The sequence below is a fragment of the Actinomyces timonensis genome, from assembly GCF_040702965.1.
In the GTDB taxonomy this organism is placed as follows: Bacteria; Actinomycetota; Actinomycetes; order Actinomycetales; family Actinomycetaceae; genus Actinomyces; species Actinomyces timonensis_A.
The window spans coordinates 1,530,619-1,555,789 of the sequence record NZ_CP159989.1; the positions used below are offsets into that span (position 1 = coordinate 1,530,619).

At 72.6% G+C, this 25,171-nt stretch carries 15 protein-coding genes, 1 other RNA gene and 4 pseudogenes; 14 read left to right on the forward strand and 6 right to left on the reverse strand.

Going from position 1 to position 25,171, the window contains the following annotated elements; translation table 11 throughout:
- Positions 1-149 precede the first annotated feature (149 nt).
- The 3 genes from ABXS69_RS06630 to sucB all read left to right on the forward strand — a co-directional run bounded on the left by ABXS69_RS06630 (position 150) and on the right by sucB (position 4,905).
- The gene (locus tag ABXS69_RS06630; protein WP_366179955.1) at positions 150-1,694 is read left to right on the forward strand and encodes a leucyl aminopeptidase; all 1,545 of its coding nucleotides are present in this window, start codon (positions 150-152) and stop codon (positions 1,692-1,694) included.
- A gap of 152 nt (positions 1,695-1,846) precedes the next feature.
- The gene (gene lpdA, locus ABXS69_RS06635) at positions 1,847-3,220 is read left to right on the forward strand and encodes a dihydrolipoyl dehydrogenase (protein ID WP_366179956.1); all 1,374 of its coding nucleotides are present in this window, start codon (positions 1,847-1,849) and stop codon (positions 3,218-3,220) included.
- A gap of 62 nt (positions 3,221-3,282) precedes the next feature.
- A complete protein-coding gene (gene sucB / locus ABXS69_RS06640) occupies positions 3,283-4,905 on the forward strand; it encodes a 2-oxoglutarate dehydrogenase, E2 component, dihydrolipoamide succinyltransferase (RefSeq protein ID WP_366179957.1) in 1,623 nt (540 codons plus the stop codon).
- 96 nt (positions 4,906-5,001) lie between these two features.
- Here sucB and ABXS69_RS06645 read toward each other — a convergent pair whose 3' ends face one another.
- Positions 5,002-6,495: a protein kinase gene (locus ABXS69_RS06645; protein WP_366179958.1), complete on the reverse strand. Its 1,494-nt coding sequence runs from the start codon at positions 6,493-6,495 to the stop codon at positions 5,002-5,004.
- A gap of 183 nt (positions 6,496-6,678) precedes the next feature.
- Between ABXS69_RS06645 and lipB the strand changes: the two are divergent.
- The 7 genes and pseudogenes from lipB to ABXS69_RS06680 all read left to right on the forward strand — a co-directional run bounded on the left by lipB (position 6,679) and on the right by ABXS69_RS06680 (position 13,812).
- Positions 6,679-7,378 (forward strand): annotated as a pseudogene (lipB, locus tag ABXS69_RS06650) (lipoyl(octanoyl) transferase LipB).
- Positions 7,379-7,483: 105 nt separating this feature from the next.
- Positions 7,484-8,552 (forward strand): annotated as a pseudogene (lipA, locus tag ABXS69_RS06655) (lipoyl synthase).
- A gap of 98 nt (positions 8,553-8,650) precedes the next feature.
- On the forward strand, positions 8,651-9,373 hold the full coding sequence (locus ABXS69_RS06660) for a DUF4191 domain-containing protein (protein ID WP_366179959.1): 723 nt from the start codon (positions 8,651-8,653) through the stop codon (positions 9,371-9,373).
- A 160-nt stretch (positions 9,374-9,533) separates the two neighbouring features.
- Positions 9,534-10,959 (forward strand): annotated as a pseudogene (gene glnA / locus ABXS69_RS06665) (type I glutamate--ammonia ligase).
- Positions 10,960-11,083: 124 nt separating this feature from the next.
- Positions 11,084-12,013 (forward strand): transporter substrate-binding domain-containing protein, encoded by a 930-nt coding sequence (locus tag ABXS69_RS06670; RefSeq protein WP_366179960.1) that lies wholly within the window; start codon positions 11,084-11,086, stop codon positions 12,011-12,013.
- Positions 12,014-12,019: 6 nt separating this feature from the next.
- Positions 12,020-13,003, forward strand: coding sequence for an amino acid ABC transporter permease (locus ABXS69_RS06675; RefSeq protein ID WP_366179961.1), 984 nt, complete (start codon positions 12,020-12,022; stop codon positions 13,001-13,003).
- Entirely contained in the window at positions 13,000-13,812 is an 813-nt protein-coding gene (locus tag ABXS69_RS06680; protein WP_366179962.1) for an amino acid ABC transporter ATP-binding protein, read from the forward strand. The genes ABXS69_RS06675 and ABXS69_RS06680 overlap by 4 nt, the downstream gene beginning before the upstream one ends.
- 80 nt (positions 13,813-13,892) lie before the next feature.
- Here the strand turns inward: ABXS69_RS06680 and ABXS69_RS06685 are convergent, their stop codons facing one another.
- From ABXS69_RS06685 to glnA (ABXS69_RS06695), 3 genes and pseudogenes are all read right to left on the reverse strand, one after another.
- Positions 13,893-14,570, reverse strand: a complete 678-nt coding sequence (locus ABXS69_RS06685) for a histidine phosphatase family protein (RefSeq protein WP_366179963.1) — start codon at positions 14,568-14,570, stop codon at positions 13,893-13,895.
- A 71-nt stretch (positions 14,571-14,641) separates the two neighbouring features.
- Positions 14,642-18,078, reverse strand: a pseudogene (locus ABXS69_RS06690) (bifunctional [glutamine synthetase] adenylyltransferase/[glutamine synthetase]-adenylyl-L-tyrosine phosphorylase).
- A gap of 73 nt (positions 18,079-18,151) precedes the next feature.
- Positions 18,152-19,483 carry a type I glutamate--ammonia ligase gene (gene glnA, locus ABXS69_RS06695; protein ID WP_366179964.1) on the reverse strand — a complete coding sequence of 444 codons (1,332 nt, stop codon included), beginning with the start codon at positions 19,481-19,483 and terminating at the stop codon, positions 18,152-18,154.
- A gap of 166 nt (positions 19,484-19,649) precedes the next feature.
- Here glnA (ABXS69_RS06695) and panB point away from each other — a divergent pair, with 166 nt between their 5' ends.
- Positions 19,650-20,498, forward strand: coding sequence for a 3-methyl-2-oxobutanoate hydroxymethyltransferase (gene panB / locus ABXS69_RS06700; RefSeq protein ID WP_366179965.1), 849 nt, complete (start codon positions 19,650-19,652; stop codon positions 20,496-20,498).
- 78 nt (positions 20,499-20,576) lie between these two features.
- Here the strand turns inward: panB and ABXS69_RS06705 are convergent, their stop codons facing one another.
- Positions 20,577-21,302: a histidine phosphatase family protein gene (locus tag ABXS69_RS06705; RefSeq protein ID WP_366179966.1), complete on the reverse strand. Its 726-nt coding sequence runs from the start codon at positions 21,300-21,302 to the stop codon at positions 20,577-20,579.
- 250 nt (positions 21,303-21,552) lie between these two features.
- Here ABXS69_RS06705 and map point away from each other — a divergent pair, with 250 nt between their 5' ends.
- Positions 21,553-22,332, forward strand: a complete 780-nt coding sequence (map, locus tag ABXS69_RS06710) for a type I methionyl aminopeptidase (protein ID WP_366181558.1) — start codon at positions 21,553-21,555, stop codon at positions 22,330-22,332.
- Positions 22,333-22,569: 237 nt separating this feature from the next.
- The gene (locus tag ABXS69_RS06715; protein WP_366179967.1) at positions 22,570-23,760 is read left to right on the forward strand and encodes a hypothetical protein; all 1,191 of its coding nucleotides are present in this window, start codon (positions 22,570-22,572) and stop codon (positions 23,758-23,760) included.
- A gap of 137 nt (positions 23,761-23,897) precedes the next feature.
- On the opposite strand, the gene rnpB is transcribed toward ABXS69_RS06715, so the two are convergent.
- Positions 23,898-24,282, reverse strand: an RNA gene (rnpB, locus tag ABXS69_RS06720) — RNase P RNA component class A.
- Between the two features lie 56 nt (positions 24,283-24,338).
- Between rnpB and yaaA the strand changes: the two genes are divergently transcribed.
- On the forward strand, positions 24,339-25,133 hold the full coding sequence (yaaA, locus tag ABXS69_RS06725) for a peroxide stress protein YaaA (RefSeq protein ID WP_366179968.1): 795 nt from the start codon (positions 24,339-24,341) through the stop codon (positions 25,131-25,133).
- The last annotated feature ends 38 nt before the right edge of the window (positions 25,134-25,171 follow it).

The window sequence follows — 25,171 nt, forward strand, 5'->3', positions numbered from 1 at the left end:
CTCCGGGCGGCGCGGGCCCGGCCTCGTCCGACCGGCCCGACCCGTTGCTGGATGCCGGAGGCGCGTCTCCGGGCAGCGTCCTGGGAACTGCCGCGGCGCGGGACTCCTCCGGCACCATGACGGTACCACCGGGCATACCATCTCCCTCCATGAGCACTCTCGAGATCATCCAGGACCCCGCCGCGCGGATCGACGCCGATGTCCTCGTCCTCGCCGCGGCGCCGCTCCCCGATGGGGGCGCCGCCGGCATCCTGCCCGCTGGCGCCTGCCTGGAGGGGATCGATGTCGGCGCCGTGGAGGCGGCGCTTCCCTCCCTCGGCTTCTCCGGCTCGCTCGACGCGGTGGTGAGGATCCCCTCCGCCATCGCCGCGCCCGCCGACCAGGCGATCAGGGCGCGGACGATCCTGGTGGTCGGCACCGGGCGGGGCCTCGCCCTGGCCGAGAGCGCCGATCACGACGCGGCGGCCCTGGGCCTCACGCGCGCCGGCGCGCTGTCGCGCGCGGCAGGGCGAGCCACCCGCGAGCTGGCCGGCGTGGAGCGCGCCGTGCTCGCGCTGCCCAGCGCGGAGGCCCACGACCTGACCGCTGTCGCCGAGGGCGCGATGACGGGCGCCTACGCCTGGGGGGGCCGGGTCCCCGCGCCCACCGAGCCCCTGGCGGCGATCACCATCTCCTCGCCGCTGGCGGGCGGGGCGCGGGCCGAGGATGCCCGGGCCAGGGCCGTGGCGCTGGGCGAGGCCGTGACCCTGACGCGCGACCTCGTCAACGAGCCCCCGAACCGCCTGGTCCCCGAGGCCCTGGCCGAGCGCGCCGCCGAGGTGGCGCGCTCCGCGGGGATCGGGGTGGACGCGATCGATGAGCGGGGGCTGGCGGAGCAGGGCTTCGGCGGCATCCTCGCCGTCGGCCAGGGCGCGGCCAATCCTCCCCGCCTCGTGCGCCTCGAGTGGGCGCCCAGCGACGCGCGCGCCCACGTGGCCCTCGTCGGCAAGGGCATCACCTTCGACTCCGGCGGCCTGTCCCTCAAGCCCCCCGCCTCGATGCCGGAGATGAAGTCCGACATGGCCGGCGCGGCCACCGTGCTCGGCGCCGTGCTGGCCGCCGCCCGGCTCGAGCTGCCGGTGCGCGTCACCGCGTGGCTCGCCCTGGCGGAGAACATGCCCGGCCCCGGCGCGCAGCGCCCCAGCGACATCATCACCATGCGCGGTGGCACCACGGTGGAGGTGACCAACACCGACGCCGAGGGCCGGCTCGTCATGGCCGACGCCCTGGCCCGGGCGGTCGAGGACTCCCCGGACGCGGTGCTCGACGTCGCCACGCTCACCGGCGCGCAGATCGTGGCCCTGGGGGATCACGTCTCCGGGGTCATGGGGACGCCGGCCGTCCGCGACGCCGTCGCCCGCGCGGCGACCAGCGCCGGCGAGTCGTTCTGGCCCATGCCGCTGCCCGAGCAGCTGCGCCCGGGCCTCGACAGCCCGTACGCCGCGCTGCGCAACGCCGTGGTCGGCAGCCGGGCCGGGGGCATGCTCACGGCGGGGCTCTTCCTGCGCGAGTTCGTCGGCTCCGCTCCCTGGGCCCACCTAGACATCGCCGGCCCCGCCTTCAACGAGCGAGCCCCGTGGGGAGCCACCCCCACAGGGGGCACGGGCCATGGCGTGGCGACGCTCCTGGAGTACCTCCGAGCAGTCGCCAAGTGATTCGTTTCACATGTCGCGTGGGATTCATGTCCGCGATCGACAGGGCATTCCGACGTCCGTCACCCATGCATGAGTGACACAATGTCGTGCGGGACCAACCGCCCACCTGAGCGGTGAGCGACTCGGACAATTCATCATCGAGGAGAGATTCTGTGACAGACACCGTCTACGACATGGTCATCCTGGGCGCCGGTTCGGGCGGGTACGCGGCCGCGCTTCGCGGGGCCCAGCTCGGATTGAGGGTCGCGCTCATCGAGGCCGACAAGGTGGGCGGCACATGTCTCCACCGCGGCTGCGTGCCCACCAAGGCCATCCTCCACGCCGCCGAGACCGCTGACACGGTCAGGGAGGCCTCCGCCCTCGGCATCCGCGCCGCCCTGGAGGGCATCGACATGCCCGCCGTCAAGACCTACAAGGACGGCATCATCTCGCGCATGTACAAGGGGCTGCAGGGCCTCGTCGCCTCCCGGGGGATCGACCTCATCCAGGGCTGGGGCCGCCTCGTGGCCCCCGACGCCGTCGAGGTCGACGGCCGCCGCATCACCGGCAAGAACGTCATCCTCGCCTCCGGCTCCTACTCCAAGGACATCGGCCAGGAGATCTCCGGCCCGGTGATGACCAGCGAGCAGGCCCTCGAGCTCGACCACGTCCCCGCCTCAGCGGTCATCCTGGGCGGCGGCGTCATCGGCGTCGAGTTCGCCTCCGCATGGGCCTCGCTCGGCTGCCAGGTCACGATCATCGAGGGCCTGCCCCGCCTGGTCCCCAACGAGGACGAGGCCATCTCCAAGCAGCTGGAGCGCGCCTTCCGCAAGCGCAAGATCGCCTTCCGCACCTCGACGATGTTCGAGTCCGTCGAGCGCCATGAGGACTCCGTCACCGTGCGCGCCGCCGACGGCACCACCTACTACGCCGAGGTCCTGCTCATCGCCGTGGGCCGCGGCCCGGCCACCGCGAACCTCGGCTACGAGGAGGTCGGGGTGTCGATGGACCGCGGATTCGTGCTCGCCGACGAGTTCGGCCGCACCAACGTCCCCGGCGTGTGGGCGGTGGGCGATATCGTCCCCGGCGTCCAGCTGGCCCACCGCGGCTTCGCCCAGGGCATCGTCGTGGCCGAGAAGATCGCCGGCCTCGACCCCACCCCGGTCGACGACGTCCTCGTCCCCAAGGTGACCTTCTGCGAGCCCGAGATCGCCTCCGTGGGCCTCACCGAGGCCGCGGCCAAGGAGCTCCACGGCGAGGAGGCGGTCACCACGGCCGAGTTCAACGTCGCCGGCAACGCCAAGAGCCAGATCCTGGGCACCCAGGGCTTCGTCAAACTCGTCTCCCTCAAGGACGGCCCCATCCTCGGCTTCCACGCCATCGGCGCCCGCATGGGCGAGCAGGTCGGCGAGGGCCAGCTCATGGTCTCCTGGGAGGCCGACGCCGACGACGTCGCCTCGCTCGTCCACGCCCACCCCACCCAGAACGAGACCCTCGGCGAGGCCGCCATGGCCCTGGCCGGGAAGCCTCTGCACAACCACGGCTGACAAACCAAGGGCCCGTCCCCCACGAGGGCCCTGCCGAGAATCCCCAAGGAAAGAGTCCACTCATGTCTGAATCCGTCAAGATGCCCGCCCTGGGCGAGTCCGTCACCGAGGGCACCGTCTCCTCCTGGCTCAAGGCCGTGGGCGACACCGTCACCGCCGATGAGCCCCTCGTCGAGGTCGCCACCGACAAGGTCGACACCGAGGTCCCCGCCCCCGCCTCCGGCGTCCTGCTCGAGATCCGCGTCCCCGAGGACGAGACCGTCGAGGTCGGCACCGTCCTGGCCATCATCGGAGAGCCCGGCGAGGCCGGCTCCGCCCCCGAGGCGGCCCCGGCGGCTCCTGCCGCCCCCGCCCCCGAGGCGCCGGCTGCCCCGGCTCCCACCGCCGCGCCCGCCGGCGCGGGCACGGAGGTGACCATGCCCGCCCTGGGCGAGTCCGTCACCGAGGGCACCGTCTCCTCCTGGCTCAAGGCCGTGGGCGACACCGTCACCGCCGATGAGCCCCTCGTCGAGGTCGCCACCGACAAGGTCGACACCGAGGTCCCCGCCCCCGCCTCCGGCGTCCTGCTCGAGATCCGCGTCCCCGAGGACGAGACCGTCGAGGTCGGCACCGTCCTGGCCATCATCGGAGAGCCCGCCGCCGCTCCGGCCCCCCAGGCCGCCGCCCCCGCCGCTCCGGCCCCCCAGGCCGCCGCGCCCGCCGCGCCCGAGGCGCCCGCGCCAGCCCCCGCCGCGGCGGCTCCGTCGGCCGCCGCCGTGGCCGCGGCGGGCTACGTCACCCCGATCGTGCGCAAGCTCGCGCGCGACAAGGGCGTCGACCTGACCCAGGTGACCGGCACCGGAGTGGGGGGCCGCATCCGCAAGGAGGACGTGCTCGCCGCGGCCAAGGCAGCCGCCGCCCAGCCGGCCCCCACCGCCGCGCCCGCGCCTACCGCGGCGCCGTCGGCCAAGCCCGCCGTGGACACCACGCTGCGCGGCAAGACCGAGAAGATGAGCCGCCTGCGCCAGGTCATCTCCGAGCGCATGATCGACTCGCTGCAGACCTCCGCCCAGCTGACCACGGTCGTCGAGGTGGACGTCACCCGCATCGCCGCGCTGCGCGCCAGGGCGAAGGACGCGTTTCTGGCCGCAAACGGCACGAAGCTCACCTTCCTGCCCTTCTTCGTGCAGGCCGCCACCGAGGCCCTCAAGGTCCACCCGAAGGTGAACGCCTCCATCAACGGCAAGGAGGTCACCTACCACGATGTCGAGCACGTCGGCATCGCCGTGGACACCCCGCGCGGCCTGCTCGTCCCCGTGGTCAAGAACGCCGGGGACCTCAACATCCCGGGCCTGGCCAAGCGCATCAACGACCTGGCCGCCCGCACCCGTGACAACAAGGTGAACCCGGACGAGCTCTCCGGCTCCACCTTCACCATCACCAACACCGGCTCCGGTGGGGCCCTGTTCGACACCCCGATCATCAACCAGCCCGAGGTCGCGATCCTGGGACTGGGCGCGATCGTCAAGCAGCCGCGCGTCATCAAGGACGCTGACGGCAACGAGGTCATCGCGATCCGTTCCGTGTGCTACCTGGCCCTGTCCTACGACCACCGCCTGGTGGACGGGGCCGACGCCGCGCGCTACCTCATGACCGTCAAGAAGCGCCTCGAGGACGGCGACTTCGCCGGCGAGCTCGGCCTGTGAGGCCCTGAGACCGCTTCGATCGCCTCCTCGGCGGGGGCGGGCCCGCATCACCGCGCGGGCCCGCCCCCGTCGTCGTCCCTCCGCGATCCCGCCGGGTCACCCGGCCTCCAGGACCTCGGCAACGCGCCACGGACCGGGCACGAGGACGAGGACCACCTCGCGCGCCCGTGGGGCGGGCGCCTCACGCGCGCCGTCGTCGCCCGTCCAGGTGGTGGGCCCCTGGTGCAGGGACACCCGGACGCACCTGGCCCCCTCCCACTGCCGGTCCGAGCAGGAGGCGCCCACCATCTCTCTCACGCCGGTCACCGAGGTCGTCAGTCCCGCCACCTGCTCGTCGCCGCCCCGAAGGGAGGCCAGCAGATCGGCGTCGGCGCGCGCGGCGGGCGAGCCCTCGACAGAGGTCAGGGCGAGCGCCGCGGCATCGCCGGAGACCAGGGCGGAGTCCCGCGCTCTCACCAGGCCGGTGACGATCTCCTCCAGCGACTCATCCCCCGCGCTCGCGGGCGCGCCACCCCGGCCGGCGGAGGAGACGGAGGAGGCCGGGGCTGCGCCGCCGGCATCATCGCCCCTCTCCGCCCAGGCCATGATCCCAGCGACCCCCAGCGCGAGCACGGCGCCCCCGGTGGCCAGAGCCATGGCGAGCCGGCCGCGCGAGGCGCGCCCGACCCCGCCGGGGCTGAGGGACCTCCGCGACGGAACCACTCGAGTGGGGGTGCGCGCCGCCGCGCGCAGCGCGCCCGAGGCCAGGCGGGCGCCCTCGGGCAGGTTGATCGGCTCGGGCCATCCGAGCTGCGGGGCTCGGGCAGCCAGGTCCCGCGCGGTGGGGCGCGCCCTCGCGTCCTCCCGGAGGGCGTCGGCGAGCAGCGAAGCGGCCTCCTCCCGCGAGGAGGGATCGGCCCCCTGGCACTCCAGGACGAGGGCGGCCAGGGAGTACACGTCGGACGACGGCGTCGCGGTCCCTCCCGCCAGTCGCTCCGGGGCGGCGGTCCCCTGCGTGCCTATCTCCATGATCCCGCCGAGCAGGTCGATGAGCACTGGGGCCCCCGAGGAGGCGATCATGACATTCGCCGCGGACACGTCCCCGTGGACCAGGCCCTCGTCGTGGAGGGCGGCCAGGGCCGAGCCCACTCCGTCGAGGAGCGCGGCGCTCTCCCCACCGCCCAGGCGGCCCCGTGATCCGAGGACGACGGCGAGGTCAGCGCCATCGATGAGATCGGTGACGACGGCCAGTCGCCCTCCTGCCAGGGGCACGAGGGAGCGGATCCTCGCGATGCCGCTGTGCCGCAGGTCCCTCAGCGCCGCCAGGCGGCGCATGGCGCGCGTGCCCCGCTCCGGCAGCTCGATGACCCGCACGACGACATCGCGCCCCTCGCCGTCCACACCCCGGATGGGGCGACCATCCGCCCGCCCGTCCCTCCCCAGCGCCTCGCCGAGGGAGATCCCCCTCCTGGCCAGGGCGCTCACCTCGGCGCGCGTGATCCCTCCCGGGCCCCGCGAGGGGGCGCCGTCCTCGCTCTGGACCCGTCGCCACGGGGCCAGCAGCAACCCGCGGCGCCGCGTCGGCGCGGTAGTGGGTGATGCGATCCTCATGGACCCATGGTCAGCGGCCGCGGCGCCCAGCGGAAGTACCCCGGAGAATCTGTGGATAACTCATCGGATGCTTACGCCGGGGGCCTCCCCGGCGGCCCCCGGCCCGCGCGCCGCCCCCACCGCTGCCCGTGGCCTACTGTTGGTCCCGTGCAGCGCATGACAGCCGGTGCCCCGGCGCTCCCCATGGAACGCCTGGACGTTGATCTGGGCGAGCGGCTCGTCCCCTATGGCGAGGGGTCGCGCCTCCAGGACGAGGTCCACGCCGCCGTCGCCTCCGGGGGGCGGCGCTCGACGATCATCGTCCTGGAGCACGAGCCGGTGTACACGGTGGGGCGCCGCGCGCATTCCTGGGAGCGTCCGAAGGGGGACGTCGCGGGCCCGGATCGAGTGCCCGTGGTCGACGTCGACCGCGGCGGCAAGGTGACCTGGCACGGGCCGGGGCAGCTGACCGTCTACCCGATCGTGCGCCTGGCCGAGCCCATCGACGTCATCAAGTACGTGCGTGCGCTGGAGGCCGCGGTCATGGATGTCTGCGCGGATCTCGGCATCCCCACGACGCGCGTCGAGGGCCGCTCGGGCGTGTGGGCACCGGGCCGCCCCGACGATGCCCGAGGGCCCTTCTTTCGCGCGGAGCGGAAGATCTGCGCTCTCGGCGTGCGCGTGGCGAGAGGCGTCACGAAGCACGGGATCGGGCTCAACGTCAGCCCGGACCTCGATGCCTTCGCCCTGGATCGGATCATCCCCTGCGGGATCGAGGACGCCGGGGTCACCTCCGTCGCCGCCGAGGCTCGGAAGGCCGCCGGGCGCGCTCGCGGCGGGCGCGCTCGCCTCCGGCGTCGTCGCCGCCCTCCAGGGCCATCTCGCCCCGCTGCGGGCGGATTGAGCGCGGAGGCGCTGGCTGGAGAATCACATAGGACCTCAATCCCAGAATGTCGCGTGGGGCAATAAACTACGAGGGCTCGCGCGAACGCACTCAGAAGGAGAGCACGTGGCTGACACGATCGCCCCCAAGGTCACATCCAGGACAGGCGCGGCCGTCGCCCCCGAGGGGCGCAGGCTACTGCGTGTCGAGGCCCGCAACGCCGAGACGCCCATCGAGTCCAAGCCCTCGTGGCTGCGCACCAAGGCCGTCGTCTCCGAGACCTATCAGGACGTACGCGGCCTGGTGCGCGAGAAGAACCTGCACACCGTGTGCGCCGAGGCGAACTGCCCCAACATCTACGAGTGCTGGAACGACCGCGAGGCCACCTTCCTCGTGGGCGGGGAGATCTGCACCCGGCGCTGCGACTTCTGCGACATTGCCACGGGCCGCCCCACGGAGTACGACGTCGATGAGCCCCGGCGCGTGGCGATCTCCATCAAGGAGATGGAGCTGCGCTACGCCACGGTCACCGGCGTCGCCCGCGATGACCGCCCCGACGGCGGCGCCTGGCTCTACGCCGAGACCTGCCGGCAGATCCACGAGCTTCTCCCCGGGCACCGGCGTCGAGCTGCTCATCCCCGACTTCAAGGGGGACCCGGGCGCCCTCGACGAGGTCTACTCCTCGCGCCCGGAGGTCCTGGGCCACAACGTGGAGACGGTCCCGCGCATCCACAAGCGCATCCGCCCCGCCTTCTCCTACGAGCGCAGCCTGGACGTCATCCGCTCCGCCTCCGAGGCGGGCCTGGTGACCAAGTCGAACCTCATCCTGGGCATGGGCGAGACCCGCGAGGAGATCGAGGAGGCGATGGCGGGGCTCGTCGAGGCGCGCTGCGACATCCTGACGATCACGCAGTACCTGCGCCCCTCCAAGCTCCACCACCCCATCGACCGCTGGGTCAAGCCGCAGGAGTTCATCGAGCTGTCCTCGCTGGCCGAGGAGATGGGCTTCGCCGCCGTCATGAGCGGGCCGATGGTCCGCTCCTCCTACCGCGCCGGGATGCTGTGGGGCAGGGCCGTGGTCAAGCGCGGCTGGGAGGTGCCCGAGCACCTGCGCGCCCTCACCGAGCCGACGACCGCGCGCCAGGAGGCCAGTGCCCTCCTCGCCCCCTCCCCCGCCCTGACCGCCGCCTCCTGAGCCGGCGCCCGCCCCGCGAGGGCCCCGGAGCCGCAGGACACGGCCGAGGATCGACTGACCACCGGGCCGCGCCTGCGGCGTCGTCTATCCTGTTCACCGTGAGCACAGCCCGAAGCCCCCAGCCCAAGAAGAAGCGCCGCCTGGCCGCCTACGCCCAGAACCTCAAGGACGCCTACACGATCTCGCGGCGCACCTACCCGTGGATCGGCTGGGCGCTGATCGGCACCACCGCCGCCTCGATCCTCCTGGCGATCGCGATCGCCCTGGGCACCGGGATGGCGGTCTGGTACTGGGTGATCCTCGGGATCATGCTCGCCTTCCTCCTCGACATGATCCTGCTGTCGTGGGCGGTGCGCCGGGCCTCCTACTCCCAGATCGAGGGCGTCCCCGGCGCGGCCAAGGCCGTGCTCGACCAGGTCGGCAGGGGCTGGTACCTGGAGGATCAGCCGGCCGCCGTCAACCCCAAGACCCAGGACGTGATCTGGCGCCTGGTGGGCCGCCCCGGCGTCGTGCTCGTCGTGGAGGGCCCCACGGGCCGCACGCAGCGACTGGTGGCCGATGAGCGCAAGAAGGTCAACCGCATCCTGTCCACGGTCCCCCTCCACGTCATCAACGTCGGCACCGATGAGGGCCAGGTCCGCCTCGGCGAGTTGCCGGCCGCGCTGCGCAAGCTGCCCACCAAGCCGACCCGCCTCACGGACTCCGAGATCTCCCAGGTCTCCAAGCGCCTCTCCTCCCTGGGGGCCAAGGGCCTGCCGATCCCCAAGGGGACCGACCCGTCCAAGATCCGCCCGGACCGCCGGGCGCTGCGCGGCCGCTGAGCCCGGCCCGGCCGCGGCCCCGGGGCGCTGACGGCGGATGACGGCGCCCCGGCCGAAACACCGGGGACACACGCGCGGCACCGCCGCGTCATCGCCGCGCGGCTAGGCTCATCGCCTGCCGCACCCTCAGCGGAACCAACGATCGTCGAGGAGCAAACGCATGTTCAAGGACGCCACCGAGGCACTGGAGTACATCGAGCGGGAGGGGGTTGAGCTGGTCGACGCGCGCTTCTGCGATCTTCCCGGCGTCATGCAGCACTTCACGATCCCGGCGGCGGCGTTCAAGTCCGACGCCCTCACCGACGGCCTGATGTTCGACGGCTCCTCGATCCGAGGGTTCACCGCCATCCACGAGTCGGACATGAAGCTCGTCCCTGACGTCACGACGGCGTTCCTCGATCCTTTCCGCGCGCGCAAGACCCTCATCATCAACTTCTCGATCGTCGACCCCTTCACCGACGAGGTGTTCTCACGCGATCCCCGTTCCATCGCCGCCAAGGCCGAGAACTACCTGCGCTCCACCGGCATCGCCGACACCTGCTTCATCGGCGCCGAGGCCGAGTTCTACCTCTTCGACTCCGTGCGCTTCGACTCCACCCCCCAGGGCGCCTTCTACGCCGTCGACTCCGACGAGGCCTCCTGGAACTCCGGGCGCGAGGAGCCCGGCGGGAACCAGGGCTACAAGGTCGCCTTCCAGGGAGGCTACTTCCCGGTCTCCCCCACCGATCAGATGGCGGACCTGCGCGATGAGATGGTGCGCGTCTGCCAGGAGACGGGCCTGGACATCGAGCGCGCCCACCACGAGGTGGGCACCGGAGGCCAGCAGGAGATCAACTACCGCTTCGCCTCGCTGCTGACCGCCGGCGACGACATGATGAAGTTCAAGTACGTCATCAAGAACGTGGCCTGGGGGGCGGGCAAGTCCGCCACCTTCATGCCCAAGCCGCTCTTCGGCGCGGCGGGATCGGGCATGCACTGCCACCACTCCCTGTGGAAGGACGGGCGCCCCCTGTTCTTCGACGAGCGCGGCTACGGCCAGCTCTCCGACGTCGCGCGCTGGTACATCGGCGGCATCCTCGCCCACGCCCCGAGCCTGCTGGCGTTCACCAACCCGTCGGTCAACTCCTACCACCGGCTCGTCCCCGGTTTCGAAGCGCCCGTCAACCTTGTCTACTCGGCGCGCAACCGCTCGGCGTGCATCCGCATTCCCGTCACCGGCTCCTCGCCGAAGGCCAAGCGCGTGGAGTACCGGGTCCCGGACCCGTCGGCAAACCCCTACCTGTGCTTCTCCGCCGTCCTCATGGCCGGCATCGACGGCATCCGCAACCGGATCGAGCCGCGCGAGCCCATCGACAAGGACCTCTACGAGCTTCGCCCCCGAGGAGTACTTCGACATCGAGAAGCTGCCCTGCACGCTCGACGCCGCCCTGGAGGCCCTGGAGGCCGACCACGACTACCTCACCGAGGGGGATGTCTTCACCCCCGATCTCATCGAGACCTGGATCGACTACAAGCGGTCCAACGAGATCGAGCCACTGCGCGCCCGCCCGAACCCCTACGAGTTCGAGTTGTACTACGACATGTGAGGCAGGCGGGCGCGTGGGCGCCCGCCCCCCCCGGCCGTGACACGCGCAATACCCATTCCATGCAATAGATATGCACCGGAGTGGATAGAGTGGGCCACGGTCATCTACCCCGAGGAGCCGTCCCATGCGCACCACCCCCAACCGCGCCATCGCCACCATCGCCGCGCTCGGCCTGGCAGCGAGCCTGTCCGCCTGCACGAACGCAAACGACCTCGCCACCGGGTCCGCCAAGGCCAAGACCCAGGGCTATGACGTCTCGAGCATCACCAAGCAGGACGAGATCGCGGCCCTCCTGCCCGCCGGCGCGCTCGGCGCCGACGGCAGGCTCGACATCGGCGCCGCCACGGACTACGCCCCCGCCGAGTTCCTGGACGCCAACGGCAAGCCGATCGGATACGACGCCGATCTCACCCAGGCCCTTGGGAAGGTCCTCGGCGTCGAAGCCACGATGCACTCCGCCTCCTTCGACTCGATCATCGCCAAGGTGGGCACCGAGTACGACGCGGGCATCTCCTCGTTCTCCATCACCAATGAGCGCATGCAGAACGTGGACATGATCCAGTACGTCCAGGTCGGCAGCCAGTTCAACGTGGCCAAGGGGAACCCCAAGGGCCTCGACGTCTCCGACCACCTCAACCTGTGCGGCAAGGTCGTGGGCGTCCAGACGGGCACGGCCCAGGCCGACGCCCTGGAGGCCGACTCCCAGGCCTGCGCGGCCGCGAGCCAGGGCGCCATCGACATCCGCTCCTACGACAAGCAGGCCGAGGCCACCTCCGCGCTCATCGGGAGCACCCTGGACGCCACCTACGCGGACTCCACCGTCGCCGGCTACGCCGTCGAGACCACGAACGGCGCCGTCGAGACCATCGGGGAGGTGGAGGACGCCGCGCCCCAGGGAGTGGTCCTGCAGAAGGGCTCCCAGGCCTCCGCCGCGATCCAGGCCGCTCTCCAGTACCTCATGGATGAGGGTATCCTCGCGGACATCCTCAAGAGCTGGGGTGTCGAGGGCGCGGGCCTCAAGAATGCCACCCTCAACCCAGCCGTATCGGAGTGACCCCATATGACGGCCGCAGAGAACAACGCCCTGACCAGTTCTGAGAGCGACGCCGTCGTCCTCAACCACCCTCGCCCGGTGCCCCGGCCCGGGACGTGGATCAGCGCCGCGATCGTCGCGGTCCTCGGCGCGATGCTCGCGCACTCGCTGGTCACCAACGAGAGCTTCCACTGGGACCGCGTCTGGTTCTTCTTCCGGGAGGTCCACGTCATCCGCGCCGTCGGGTGGACGATCCTCCTGACGTTCCTCGCCATGCTCATCGGCATCACCCTCGCGGTGACGACGGCGATCATGCGCCAGTCCACCAACCCGGTGCTGCGCGGTGTCGCCATCGCCTACCTGTGGTTCTTCCGCGGCACTCCGATCTACACCCAGCTGGTCTTCTGGGGCGCGCTGTCCGCCCTCTACCAGCACCTGAGCCTCGGCGTCCCCTTCGGCCCCGAGCTGCTCACCTTCCAGACGAATGCCGTATTCACGCCCTTCGTGGCGGCGGTGCTGGGCCTGGGCATCAACGAGGGCGCGTACCTGTCGGAGATCGTGCGCTCCGGGCTGGGCAGCGTGGACCCGGGCCAGGCCGAGGCCGCCGGCGCCCTGGGGATGAGCAAGGGCCAGATCCTGCGCCGGATCGTCCTGCCCCAGGCGATGCGGGTGATCGTGCCGCCCACGGGCAATGAGACGATCTCGATGCTCAAGACGACGTCCCTGGTCCTCGCGGTGCCCTTCACCCTGGACCTGACCTTCGTGACGAGCTCCTACGCCTCGCGCACCTACCAGACGATCCCGCTGCTCATCGTGGCGGCGCTGTGGTACATCATCATCACCTCGATCCTCATGGTCGGCCAGCACTACCTGGAGCGCTACTACGGGCGCGGCTTCGACTCCTCGCGCCCGGGGGCCGGTGGCAAGCGACGCCGCCTGTCGGCGCGCCAGCAGGCCATCCTCGACGCCCACACCACCAAGGCCGATCCCTTCTTGGAGGTCACCCCGTGAGCCAGTCATCCCCCCAGCAGGCCGCCCCGGCGGTGGAGCCCAAGGTCCGCGTCTCCGGTCTCCACAAGTTCTTTGACGAGCTCCACGTGCTGCGCGGCGTCGACCTCACCGTCCCGGCGGGCACCGTCACGGTGCTCGTGGGGCCCTCGGGCTCGGGCAAGTCCACGCTGCTGCGCTGCATCAACGAGTTGGAGTCCATCGACGCCGGGCGCGTGTGGATCGACGGCGAGCTCATCGGCATGCGGGAGGTCCCTGGCCGTGACGGCAGGCCCGTGCTGCACGCCCTGTCGGACAAGCAGCGGGCGGCGCAGCGCGCCAAGATCGGCATGGTCTTCCAACGCTTCAACCTGTTCCCCCATATGACGGCGATCCAGAACGTCATGGAGGCGCCCGTCCACGTCAAGAAGACGCCCAAGGAGCAGGCCCGCGAGCGGGCCGCCGAGCTGCTTGAGCGCGTGGGCCTCGCTGAGCGGATGGATCACTACCCCTCGCAGCTCTCCGGCGGTCAGCAGCAGCGCGTCGCCATCGCCCGGGCGCTCGCCATGGATCCTGAGCTCATGCTCTTCGACGAGCCCACCTCCGCGCTCGACCCCGAGCTCGTCGGCGAGGTCCTGGCCGTCATGAAGGACCTGGCCCGGGACGGGATGACGATGGTGGTCGTCACCCACGAGATGGGCTTCGCCCGCGAGGTCGGCGATCAGCTCCTGTTCATGGACGGCGGCGCGGTCGTGGAGCGGGGAGTGCCCGCCGAGGTCCTCGACCGCCCCGCCAACGAGCGCACCCGGGCATTCTTGTCCTCCGTGCTGTAGGGGCTCCCCCCAGCGCGGAGCGCTCTCGGCCCGCGGAAACGGTCTCAGCCCCCAAATACCGTCTCGGCCCCACCCCCGCGTCACGCGGAGCCTCCACCGCCCCTCCACGCGCCGTCATTCCAGTCGATGAGGCGCCAGCCGGCATCGGGGTCGCCCTCGGCCACCACGATGCCGGTGTTGCGCAGCGGGTGCTCCGCGACCCATAGCGGATCGGCGCCACCTCCCGGCGCCGCGCGCAGCGCGGCCCACAGGCGCAGCACCGTGCCGTGGGAGACGAGCAGCGCCGCTCCCCCGCCCTGCCCGCCCTCGGGGGCCTCATGGGCCGAGTGCTCCGCGATGGCCCGCACAGCGCCGTCGAAGCGCGCGATCGTGTCGAGGCCGTCCTCCAGGGAGCCCGGGATGCGCGCGCCCAGCCTGCCCGCCATCCACGCGCGCGTCGTGTCCGCGTAGCAGGCCACCGACCGCTCGTCCGTGGCCATCTCCAGGTCACCCGCGAGGACCTCGCGCAGCCCCGGCAGGATCGTCGCCCGCAGCCCCGTGGCCCGCTCGACCGGCTCCATGGTCTGGCGCGCCCGCAGGATCGGGGAGACCCATAGTGAGGAGAGGTCCGCCAGGAGCCCCGCGTCCTCCAGTCTTCCCGGGATGGTGGCGGCCTGCTCGCGCCCGGTCTCGTCGAGGGGCTGGCCGGGGAACGCCGTATCGAGGGCCCGCATGACATTGGCGATGGTGCGCCCGTGGCGCACGAGGATGAGTCTCACGGCCTTATCCTGCCAGCGTCCGGCGCGCGCCGAGGGCGCCTCCAGGCCGTCCCGGGCGCGCCGAGGGCCGCTCAGGACCACGGGTACGGTCCGGCGTTGCGGCGGTGGACGCGCCGCTGCGGGGAGGTCGAGCGGGACGACGACGCCCTCTCGGGAGCCACGGCCTGACCCGCACCACCGGCCTGGCCCGGCAGCGCCGCGCCCGCCGGGCTGGGGGCGGTGCGCCGCGTGCCCGCCGATCCCCGTCGGCTCCGCTGGCCCTGCCGCTCCGGCTGATCCGGCAGCCCCGGTCCTCCTCCGGCCGAGCGCAGCACGCGCTCGACGACGGCGCGAGCGTGGCGGGCGCTGCGCCGGTAGAGGTCCTCAAGGTCCCGCTCCCTGCCGACGGCGAGCCCCAGGAGCCTGCCGACCAGCCGGATTCCTCGCTCGTCGGAGGGCAGGACGTCCACCCTCTCGCCGGAGTCACGGCCCACGCCGAGCACCGTGGCGGCCCGGATGCGGGTGGCCAGGATCCAGGCGCTCATGAGAACGCCGGCGTCATCGACCGGTAGAGCTCGGCCTCGGCGGCCGCCATGAGCGCCTCGAGGGTGGAGGTCGTGCGCAGGCCGCGAACCTCGTGGGCGTGGGCGAGCTGGAGGACCTGCGCCACCCATTCGACGTCGGAAAGGCCCCCGGGGCCGAGCTTGAGGTGCCGGGCGGGGTCAGCGCCCCGCGGCAGGCGCTCGGCCTCCATGCGGGCCTTGAGCCTGCGGATCTGGCGCAGATCCTCCTCCCCCAGGCCGTCGGCGGACCATCGCAGGGGGGCGATGAGGGCCAGGAACTCCTCGCCAAGCGCCGTATCCCCCGCGCAGGCCCTCGCCCGCAGCAGCGCCTGGCGCTCCCACACCGCCGACCACGAGCCGTAGTACTCGGCGGCCGAGGCCAGCGACCGGCTGAGCGCGCCCTGGCGTCCCTCGGGCCTCAGGCCCACGTCGATCGCGAGCGGGTGCGGGCCGGAGGCGAGCAGGCGCATCATGGCGCGGGCCACCTCATCGGCCTCGCGGGCGGCGGCGCGCTCGTCGGCCCCGGGGCGCGGGGCGTGGAGGAAGATGACGTCGGCGTCCGAGGCGTAGGTGGTCTCCTCCCCTCCGAGCCGCCCCATCGCGATGACGGCGTGCCGGGCCAGCGAGCCGGTCCGGCCGCCGCCCCCACCGGCCTCTTCCCGCTGTCCCCGCTGGGCGACGACGAGCCTGATCGCGGCCCGCAGGGCGCCGTCGATGACAGCGTCCGTGGTGTTGGTCAGGATGCGGGCGGTGCGGGCCGGGTTGACGCCGTCGAGGGAGTCGGCCAGGGCCGCCCGCAGCAGCTCGCGGGCGCGCACGCCCAGGATCCTGCGCACTGCCTCGGCGCTGCGCGCCTCCGCCTGGGCGGGCGCGGCCCCCTCGATGCCGCGGCGGGCGAGGATCCTGGTGATCTCCTCGCGCAGCTTCTCGCCGCTGCGCGGGGCGAGCTCGGCGTCGTCGTCGAGCCAGGCGACGGCCTCCGGGAGCTCGGCGAGGCGGTCCGTGGTCCATCGGGCCCCGGAGACCACCTGGCACAGGCGCTGGGCGGCCACGGGCGAGTCCCGCAGCAGCGCCAGGTACCAGTGGGAGGTGCCGATGTCGTCGGAGAGGCGCCGGAAGCCGAGCAGCCCGTTGTCCGGGTCCGGGCCCTCGCCGATCCACCCGATGATGACCGGCAGGAGCTGGCGCTGGATAGCGGCGCGGCGGCTGATGCCCTCGGTGAGCACCTGGATGTGGCGCAGGGCGCCGTCGGGGTCGAGGTAGCCGACGGCGGACAGCCGGTCCCGGGCGGCCTGCGGGCTGAGACGCATCTCGTCGGCGGACAGGGCCGCGGCGGCGCGCAGGAGGGGCCGGTAGTAGATCTCCTCGTGAAGGGCGCGCACCTGCCGGCGTCGGGCCCGGAAGGAAGCGCGGAGGTCGCCGGGATCGAGGATGCCGATCCCCCGGCCGACGCGGCGCAGATCGGCGTCGCGCTCGGGCAGATCGTGGGTGCGGCGCAGGCGGTGGAGCTGGGCGCGGTGCTCCAGGAGGCGCAGCTCCCGGTAGCCTTCGTCGAGCGCGAGGGCGGCATCGCGGCCCACGTACCCGCCCACGGACAGCGCCGCCAGCGCGTCGAGGGTGGAGCGCACCCGCAGCTCGGCGTCGGCGCGCCCGTGGACGAGTTGGAGGAGCTGGACGGTGAACTCAACGTCCCGCAAGCCACCGGGGCCGAGCTTGATGCGCCTGTCCTCCCCCATCCGCTGGGACTCGCGCTCCACCCGGCGGCGCATGGCGCGGGCGTCGTCGACGAAGTGGGGCCGCGAGCTCGCCGACCAGATGAAGGGGGCGATGGCCTCCTCGTAGGCGCGGCCGAGCACCGGGTCCCCCGCGGCGGCTCGCGCCTTGAGGAGCGCCTGGAACTCCCACGAGGAGGCCCAGCGCTCGTAGTAGGCCACGTGCGAGGCGAGGGTGCGCACGAGGGCGCCGTCCTTCCCCTCGGGGCGCAGCCCTGTGTCCAGGGGCCACAAGGAGGGTTCGCTCCCAGAGGCGGAGGTGGCGCGGTGCAGGTGGCCCGCGATCTCGGTGCCCAGGCGCACGAGCTCGGCCTCTCCGGGCTCCTCGTCGGTCCCGGCGACGGCGGCGGCGGGCCCGACGACGTGGATGACATCGACGTCGGAGATGTAGTTGAGCTCCCGCCCGCCGGCCTTCCCCATGGCGATGACGGCGAAGGCCACCCTGCGCGCGCCCGCCCCCACGCCCGCGCGGGCGATGAGGAGGGCGGCCTCGAGGGCGGCGTCGGCCAGGTCGGCCATCGCGGCCCCGACGACGCCCACGTGGGCGGCGGGGGCGGTCGAGACGAGGTCGTCGGCGGCGATCGCGAGCAGCCGGTCGTAGTAGGCGCGGCGCATCGCGGCGGTGGCCGCCTCGATCGCCGCGGGGTCGGCGGGGCCGGCCGAGGCGGGGGGATCGGCTCCCGCGTGAGCGGCGAGGGCCTCGCGCGCGGCGTCGAGGAGGAGGAGGGAGGCGTCGGGCTGACCGGGCGCGTTCCAGGCGCGCTCGGGGCTCAGGGCGTCGATGTGATCGGGGTGGGAGACGAGGAAGTCGCCGAGCGCCTGGGACGACCCGAGGACCGCGAGCAGCCGATCGGCGTGGGCCCGGGAACCCCCGCCCGCCCCGTCCCGGACGGGCTCGCCGACGACGGCGCGCAGGGCCGCCACGAGGCCGTTGGCGGCGGTCGGCTCGTCCTCCTGGGCGAGCACCGCGGCCAGGCGCAGGAGCGAGAGCAGGGCCAGATCGGGGTCAGCGGTGTCGCCCAGGGCGTCGATGAGACGGTCCCTCGCCTCGGCGACCTCCCCGCTCGCGCGGCTGAGGAGGTCCGCGAGCGCCCGGTCCTCCAGGGCCCGCAGGGCGCGGTCGGGCTCGGCGAAGCCGGCGCCGAGGAGGCTGCGGCGCGGGCTGGGCGGCGGCGCTCCCATGAGCGGGGTCATGCCGCCGGCGCGCCGACTCTCGCTGGCCATCAGCTCATCCCTCCTGCGCCTGGCTCCCGGGCGACGGCCCGCCTCAGGCGCGGCGGAAGAACTGGCCGATCTCGAAGTCGGTGACCTGGGCGTCGTAGGCCTGGTACTCATGCCTCTTGTTGCGCCGGAAGTACTCGAAGGTGTCCTCCCCCAGGGTGTCCGCCACGAGGTCGGAGCCGCTCATCGCGGCTACCGCCCGCTTGAGGGATGTGGGCAGGGCCTCGATGCCCAGGGCGTCGCGCTCGCCGTCGGTCAGTGCCCACACGTCGTCCTCGGTCTCGGGGGGGAGGTCGTATCCCTCCTCAATGCCCTTCATGCCCGCGGCGAGGATGGTGGCGAAGGCGAGGTAGGGGTTGGCGGCGGGGTCGAGGGAGCGGTACTCGACGCGCACGGCCTGCGCCTTTCCGGGCTTGTGCATGGGGACGCGCACGAGGGCGGAGCGGTTGTTGTGGCCCCAGCACACGTAGCTCGGGGCCTCGTCCCCGCCCCACAGGCGCTTGTAGGAGTTGACGTACTGGTTGGTGACCGCGGTGATCTCCTTGGCGTGGCGCAGTACCCCGGCGATGAAGGCGCGACCGGTGGCGGAGAGCTGGTACTGGCCGGCGGGGTCGTAGAAGGCGTTGTGGTCGCCCTCGAAGAGGGAGAAGTGCGTGTGCATTCCGCTGCCGGGCTGGCCGACGAAGGGCTTGGGCATGAAGGTCGCGATGCAGCCCTCCTGGATGGCGACCTCCTCGATGACGGCGCGGAAGGTCATGATGTTGTCCGCCATCGACAGGGCATCGGCGAAGCGCAGGTCGATCTCGTTCTGGCCCAGTCCCCCCTCGTGGTGGGAGAACTCCACGGAGATGCCCATCTGCTCGAGCATGAGGATGGCGCGGCGGCGGAAGTCATGGGCGGTGCCGCCGGGGACGTGGTCGAAGTAGCCGGCGTCGTCGGTGGGGGTGATGCGGCCCCGATCGTCGCGGTTGACGAGGTAGAACTCGATCTCGGGGTGGATGTAGCAGGTGAATCCGGCGTCGGCGACGCGCGCGAGCTGGCGCTCGAGGACGGCGCGCGGGTCGGTGCGGGCGGGCTCGCCGTCGGGCGTGAGCACGGAGCAGAACATGCGCGCGACGCGGTCCCGGTCATCGCGCCAGGGCAGCATCTGGAAGGTAGAGGGGTCGGGGCTCAGGAGCATGTCGGACTCGTAGACGCGAGTGAGCCCCTCGATGGTGGAGCCGTCGAAGCCGATGCCCTCCTCGAAGGCGGCCTCGACCTCGGCCGGCGCGATGGCCACGGACTTGAGCTGGCCGAGGACGTCTGTGAACCACAGTCGCACGAAGCGGACGTCCCGCTCCTCGATCGCGCGGAGCACGTACTCCTGCTGCTTGTCCATGCCTGCTCCCCATCTCTGATCAGCGCTCGGATCCCGACGGCGGTGCCGGGACGCCCCGACTCTATCGGGAGCGGGAGTCGGCCGGGTTTCGGCGCGCGGACCGGCGCGGCGGACCGGCGGGTGCGGGTGGCACGAGGGGCCCGGTGGTGGCGGCTAGGCTGGAATCATGGCAACCACGGACTCCCCCTACGCTCCCCCGAGCGCCCTGCCGCCGGCCGGCAAGCCGGTGCGCGTCCACCACCTCGCGGCCGCGAAGGCCCGGGGCGAGCGCCTGACCATGCTCACCGCCTATGACGCCGTGACGGCGTCGATCCTCGATGCGGCGGGCACGGACATGCTCCTGGTCGGCGACTCGATCGGCAATGTCATGCTCGGCCACGGCTCCACGCTGCCGGTGAGCCTCGATGAGATGGCCGTGGCCACGAGGGCCGTGGCCACGGCGACGAAGCGCGCGCTCGTCGTCGCCGATCTGCCCTTCGGCACCTATGAGGCGGGGCCCGCCCAGGGCTTGGAGTCGGCCGCCCGGCTGGTCAAGGCCGGGGCCAACGCGGTCAAGCTGGAGGGCGGCGCGCCGCGCGCGGCGACGGTCCGCGCGCTCAGCGAGGCGGGGATCCCGGTCGTGGGGCACCTGGGCTTCACCCCGCAGTCGGTGAACATGCTCGGCGGCTTCCGCGTACAGGGGCGCGGCGAGGCCGCCTCCCAGGCGCTGCTGGCGGACGCCTCGGCCCTGGCGGGCGCTGGGGCGATCGCCCTCGTCCTGGAGATGGTGCCGCAGGACCTCGCCGCAGCCGTCACCGGGTCTCTCGACGTTCCCACGATCGGCATCGGCGCGGGGGCGGGCTGCGACGGGCAGGTGCTCGTGTGGACGGATATGGCGGGGATGACGGACTGGAAGCCCCGCTTCGCCCGCGCGTTCGGCGGGGTGGGCGCCGCGCTGCGCCGGGCCGCCGAGGACTTCAACGCCGCGGTGCGCGACGGATCCTTCCCCAGCGCCGAGGAGAGCTTCGCCTCCTGATCGCGCCCGGGGCGAGCGGAGTGGCGGCCGGCGCTCGTCGTGACGCCTCCGCGCCGCGACGAGCGCGGGCCGCGCGGCTCACAGCCCCTCGGGCCGGGTGAAGTCGATGGGCACGATGTCGACGCCGTCGAAGACGCCGCTCATGTCCTCGGTCGGGAAGGTCACGCCCTGGTTGCCGGGGTCGAGGGCCCAGTCCAGGAGGCGGGGGGAGCCACCGGGGGCCGTCGGGTCGACCTCGACAGTGGTGATGGCGCAGTTGGCCATCGGCGCCTTGGAGTAGACCTCAAGGCCGATCCAGCGGGCCATGATCGTCATGATCGTCATGCCGTGGGAGACCGCCAGAGCCTCGGCGTCGCTCTTGCCGGCATCGGCGTCGGCGCGCAGGTCGGCCAGGATGCGGGCGAGGGCGCCGTCGATGTCGCGCAGGTAGTCGGTGGCGCTGATGCCGCCGGGCGCCCCCTCGAAGCGGCCGGACAGGACCCCGGGCAGCAGCGTGCGCGCGGGCAGGGCGGCGATCATCTCGGGGTCGGGGCCGCCGTCGTAGATCCCGTAGTCGTACTCGCGCAGCCCGGTGAGGGTGGTGCGCGGGAGGTCGCGGCCCTCGGTGAGGATGTCCGTGGTCTCGACGACCCGCCCCAGGGGGCTGAGGTAGACACGGGTGAGGGGGTAGCCAGCCAGGAAGTCGCGGGCCATCACGGCGCCCTCGCGCCCCGAGGGGGTCAGGGGCGAGTCCGCTGAGCCCTGGGTGCGGCGCTGCTCGTTGAGGACAGTGCGGCCGTGGCGCACGAAGTGGATCTTTGCCATGGTCGCATCGTAGGTCACGCCGCTGCCTGGGAAGAGTCGCTCGGGACGGGTCGGATCGCGCGCGTCCCGCAGTGGCGGCAGTCGGGCTGTGCGTCCGCCGCCCGGCTCCTATGCTGGGGGCATGACTGCTCCTACTCCTCCTGGATCCCCCCATCGCTCCGGCGCCGATCGGGCGCCGCGTGGAACCCTCGTGCCCGGCATCGTCGGGCCCCGGCGCGACGTGCCCGAGTCGATCGCCCGCCCCGAGTACATGTTCCACGATGGGCCCGAGAGGGTGACGGCCTCGGACATCAAGTCCCCCGAGACCGTTGAGCGCATCCGGGCGGCGGGCAGGATCGCGGCACGGGCGATGCGGGCCGCCGCGGAAGCGATCGCGCCGGGCGTGACCACCGATGAGCTGGACCGCATCGCCCACGAGTACCTGTGCGACCACGGCGCCTACCCCTCCTGCCTGGGCTACATGGGCTTCCCGAAGTCGATCTGCACCTCGATCAACGAGGTGATCTGCCATGGCATCCCCGACTCCACGGCGCTGGCCGAGGGCGACCTCATCAACCTGGACGTCACCGCCTACGTCGACGGCGTCCACGGCGACACGAACGCCACCTACGCCGTCGGCGAGGTGGATGAGGAGACGCGCCTGCTCATCGAGCGCACCCGGACCGCCATGGAGCGGGGCATCAAGGCCGTCCGCCCGGGCCGCGAGGTCAACATCATCGGGCGGGTCATCGAGGCCTACGCCAAGCGCTTCGACTACGGCGTCGTGCGCGACTACACGGGTCACGGCGTGGGCGAGGCCTTCCACTCGGGGCTCATCATCCCGCACTACGACTCCGCCCCCCGCTACGACACCGTCATGGAGCCGGGCATGGTCTTCACCATCGAACCGATGCTCACCCTGGGCGGGATCGAGTGGGACCAGTGGGAGGACGGCTGGACGGTGGTCACCCGGGACCGATCCCGCACCGCCCAGTTCGAGCACACGCTCGTGGTCACCGAGGACGGCGCGGACGTCCTCACCCTGCCCTGAGCCGCCCCGGCGGGCGCCTCCCCGCCGCACCCGGCCCACGGATCAGGCGGCACCACGCATGGGGAGCGGTGCCCGTGGACGGTTGCCCCGCGCGCGGCGCTGATCCGGTACCCGCCGCTCCGGCTGTTCGGTGTAGATTCGACTTATCAGGTACGGCACGGACAGGACGAGCGCTCGCCGCCGGAGATGTGCCCCATGACGACTCCTTCAGCAAGCATTCCCACCCCGGAGGTCCCAATGGCTCTTCGTTTCAACCCACCGCCGAACTGGCCCGCCCCTCCAGAGGGCTTCGTCCCACCCGCCGGGTGGCAGCCCGACCCCGCTTGGGGCCCGGCTCCCGAGGGCTGGCAGTTCTGGGTCGAGGACTCGGGCGACGCCTCCCCCGTCTCGACCTCCGCCCCCGGCGCCTCGGACCCCGCCTGGGCCCCGACCCAGGCGGTCCAGACCGGCCAGTCGGGTCCCGTGGCCGACCCGACCGGCCAGTCGGCCTCCGCGCCGTCCGCGGACTACGCCTCCACCGGTATGCCCGCCCCGATGGGCTCCTCGGCCCCCGGCAGCCCCTACGCCGCGGAGATGAACTACGCCCAGGCCCCCACCCCCTTCCACGGCCAGGGCCAGCCCGTCCCCGCCGCTGGCGGTGGCTGGCAGCCGCTGGATGCGCCCGGCGGCGTCAGCACGGCCAAGCCCGTCTACAAGCAGTGGTGGTTCTTCACGATCATCGGCGTTCTGGTGATCGCGCTCATCGGCGTCCTCGCCTGGGCCTTCACCGGCGGCGACGGCGATGAGAAGGCCGGCGGAAGCACGCAGGCCTCAACGGCGCCCGGGACGACGGACGAGCCCGGCTCGAAGCCGACCGGTGACGAGCCCAGCCCGAAGCCCACCGGTGACGAGCCCGAGCCGCCGACCCGTAAGGCGTCGTCCCCCACGCCCTCTGGCCCGGCCAAGCCGGCGGACGGCGCCGAGGGCACCTCGATGACCAACCCCAAGGACACGACAACGGGCGACCCGCTGGTCCTCCACGCCGCCAAGTACGACTACAACGACCCCAACGCGAGCCTCGACGTGACGTTCGGCAAGGTCAACTGGGACGCCACCGCCGACGTGAAGAGCACCATGAGCAGCTACAGCTACAGGGAGCCCGGCGCGGGCAAGGTGTACATCCGGGTGCCGATCGAGATCACGTACCACGGTAAGGGCCAGTACGCGAAGTACTCCTTCAAGGTGGACTTCGTCCACAACGGGACGACCACCTCCGCCACGGAGAGCTACTCCGACAAGGGCGAGCTGACCAACCAGGCCATGCCCCGCGATGGCGGTAAGGCCACTGGCTACGCCACCTTCCTCATCGATCAGGGCTCCGTCAACCAGGGCGTCTTCGCGGTCACCGCGTTCTCCACCGCCGACGAGGGCTACATCGCGGCGAAGTGACCCGGCGCCCCGCTGCCCCGAGGATCACCTGACGGGCGGTCGAGCACAGAGAAGCGTGGTGGGCCCCTCCCGATCCGGGAGGGGCCCACCACGCTTCTCCGACCGTCACCGGCGCTTGCCAGGAGAAGGACGGGAGGCGGACGAGTCGACCTGTACGCCGGGTTCTGTTGCCGCCCGCCGTTGCCGGCCCGGGCGGTGGCGACCATCCATCTTGGACCGCCGTCGCCGACGGTCTCGCGCGACCTACCCGCAGGCTCGGGCGAGCAGCCCTCGGGCGCCTGCTGCGCGGTCTTGCTCCGGGCGGGGTTTGCCGAGCCGCGCCGGTCACCCGGCGCGCTGGTGGGCTCTTACCCCACCCTTTCACCCTGACCACCAGTGGCCTGGTGGCGGTCTTCTCTCTGTGGCACTGTCCCGCGGGTCGCCCCGGGTTGCTGTTGGCAACCGCCCTGCTCTGTGGAGCCCGGACGTTCCTCGATCCCTCATGGATCCCCATGGGGGTACCGCGGCCGCCCGGTCGGCTCGTCCGCGCGCCAAGCATAGCCTCCGGAAGACGAGAGCCGAGCGTCTAGCATGTGCACGTGCTCATCCTCCTGCCTCCCAGCGAGGGAAAGACCCCTCCTCACTCCGGGCCGAGCCTCAGCATGCCCTCCCTGCTCGCGGCCGACAGGCTCACCACCGCGCGCCGCGCGGTGATGGAGGAGCTGGCGCGGGTGAGCGCCGCCGCGGACGCCGCCGCGGTGCTCGGCCTGGGCCCGCGCTCCGGGGCGGACACCGCTGTCAACCTCGTCCTCGACGCAGCGCCGTGCGCGCCGGCCCATGAGCTGTACACGGGCGTGCTCTACGAGGCCGCGCGCCTCGGAGGGGCGGGCACGCCGGGCGAGGCCGAGGCGCTGTCGCGCCATGTGGTCATCCTCTCGGGCCTGTGGGGCGCCGTGCGGGCCACGGACCTGCTGCCCGACCACCGCCTGGCGATGGGCGCCTCCCTACCGGGATGCGGGAGGCTCAGCGCGTTCTGGAAGCGGGAGCTCGCCGCGGTTCTCGACCCGATCGCCGAGGAGGCGAGGCTCGTCATCGATGCCCGTTCCTCCGCCTATGCCGCAGCCTGGCAGCCTGATCGATCCTGGGGCGGAGAGCTGCTCCGCGTCCGGGCGGTCCGGGTCCGTGAGGGCCGACGTCAAGTGATCTCCCACCATGCCAAGCACACGCGAGGCCTGCTGGCCGGGGAGCTCATCGACCGGCGCACCGCCGGCCGCGCGCCGTCGACGGCGAACGGCGTGGCGGAGGTGGGCGCCGGCCTGGACGGTGTGGCAGACGCTGAGCTGTCCGCCCCAGATCGCTTGGGGCGCCGCGACCTGACCCTCGTCCTGGCCTGAGCCCAGCCTGGCGGGTGGGCCGACGGCGTCCTGGTCCG

What these genes read in the sequence shown, in the direction of transcription:
- ABXS69_RS06630 (WP_366179955.1), top strand. Translation starts at nt 150, where the DNA reads ATGAGCACTCTCGAGATCATCCAGGACCCCGCCGCGCGGATCGACGCC.
- sucB (WP_366179957.1), top strand. Translation starts at nt 3,283, where the DNA reads ATGTCTGAATCCGTCAAGATGCCCGCCCTGGGCGAGTCCGTCACCGAG.
- ABXS69_RS06645 (WP_366179958.1), bottom strand. Translation starts at nt 6,495, where the DNA reads ATGAGGATCGCATCACCCACTACCGCGCCGACGCGGCGCCGCGGGTTG.
- ABXS69_RS06670 (WP_366179960.1), top strand. Translation starts at nt 11,084, where the DNA reads ATGCGCACCACCCCCAACCGCGCCATCGCCACCATCGCCGCGCTCGGC.
- ABXS69_RS06675 (WP_366179961.1), top strand. Translation starts at nt 12,020, where the DNA reads ATGACGGCCGCAGAGAACAACGCCCTGACCAGTTCTGAGAGCGACGCC.
- glnA (WP_366179964.1), bottom strand. Translation starts at nt 19,483, where the DNA reads ATGGACAAGCAGCAGGAGTACGTGCTCCGCGCGATCGAGGAGCGGGAC.
- panB (WP_366179965.1), top strand. Translation starts at nt 19,650, where the DNA reads ATGGCAACCACGGACTCCCCCTACGCTCCCCCGAGCGCCCTGCCGCCG.
- ABXS69_RS06705 (WP_366179966.1), bottom strand. Translation starts at nt 21,302, where the DNA reads ATGGCAAAGATCCACTTCGTGCGCCACGGCCGCACTGTCCTCAACGAG.
- map (WP_366181558.1), top strand. Translation starts at nt 21,553, where the DNA reads ATGTTCCACGATGGGCCCGAGAGGGTGACGGCCTCGGACATCAAGTCC.
- ABXS69_RS06715 (WP_366179967.1), top strand. Translation starts at nt 22,570, where the DNA reads ATGGCTCTTCGTTTCAACCCACCGCCGAACTGGCCCGCCCCTCCAGAG.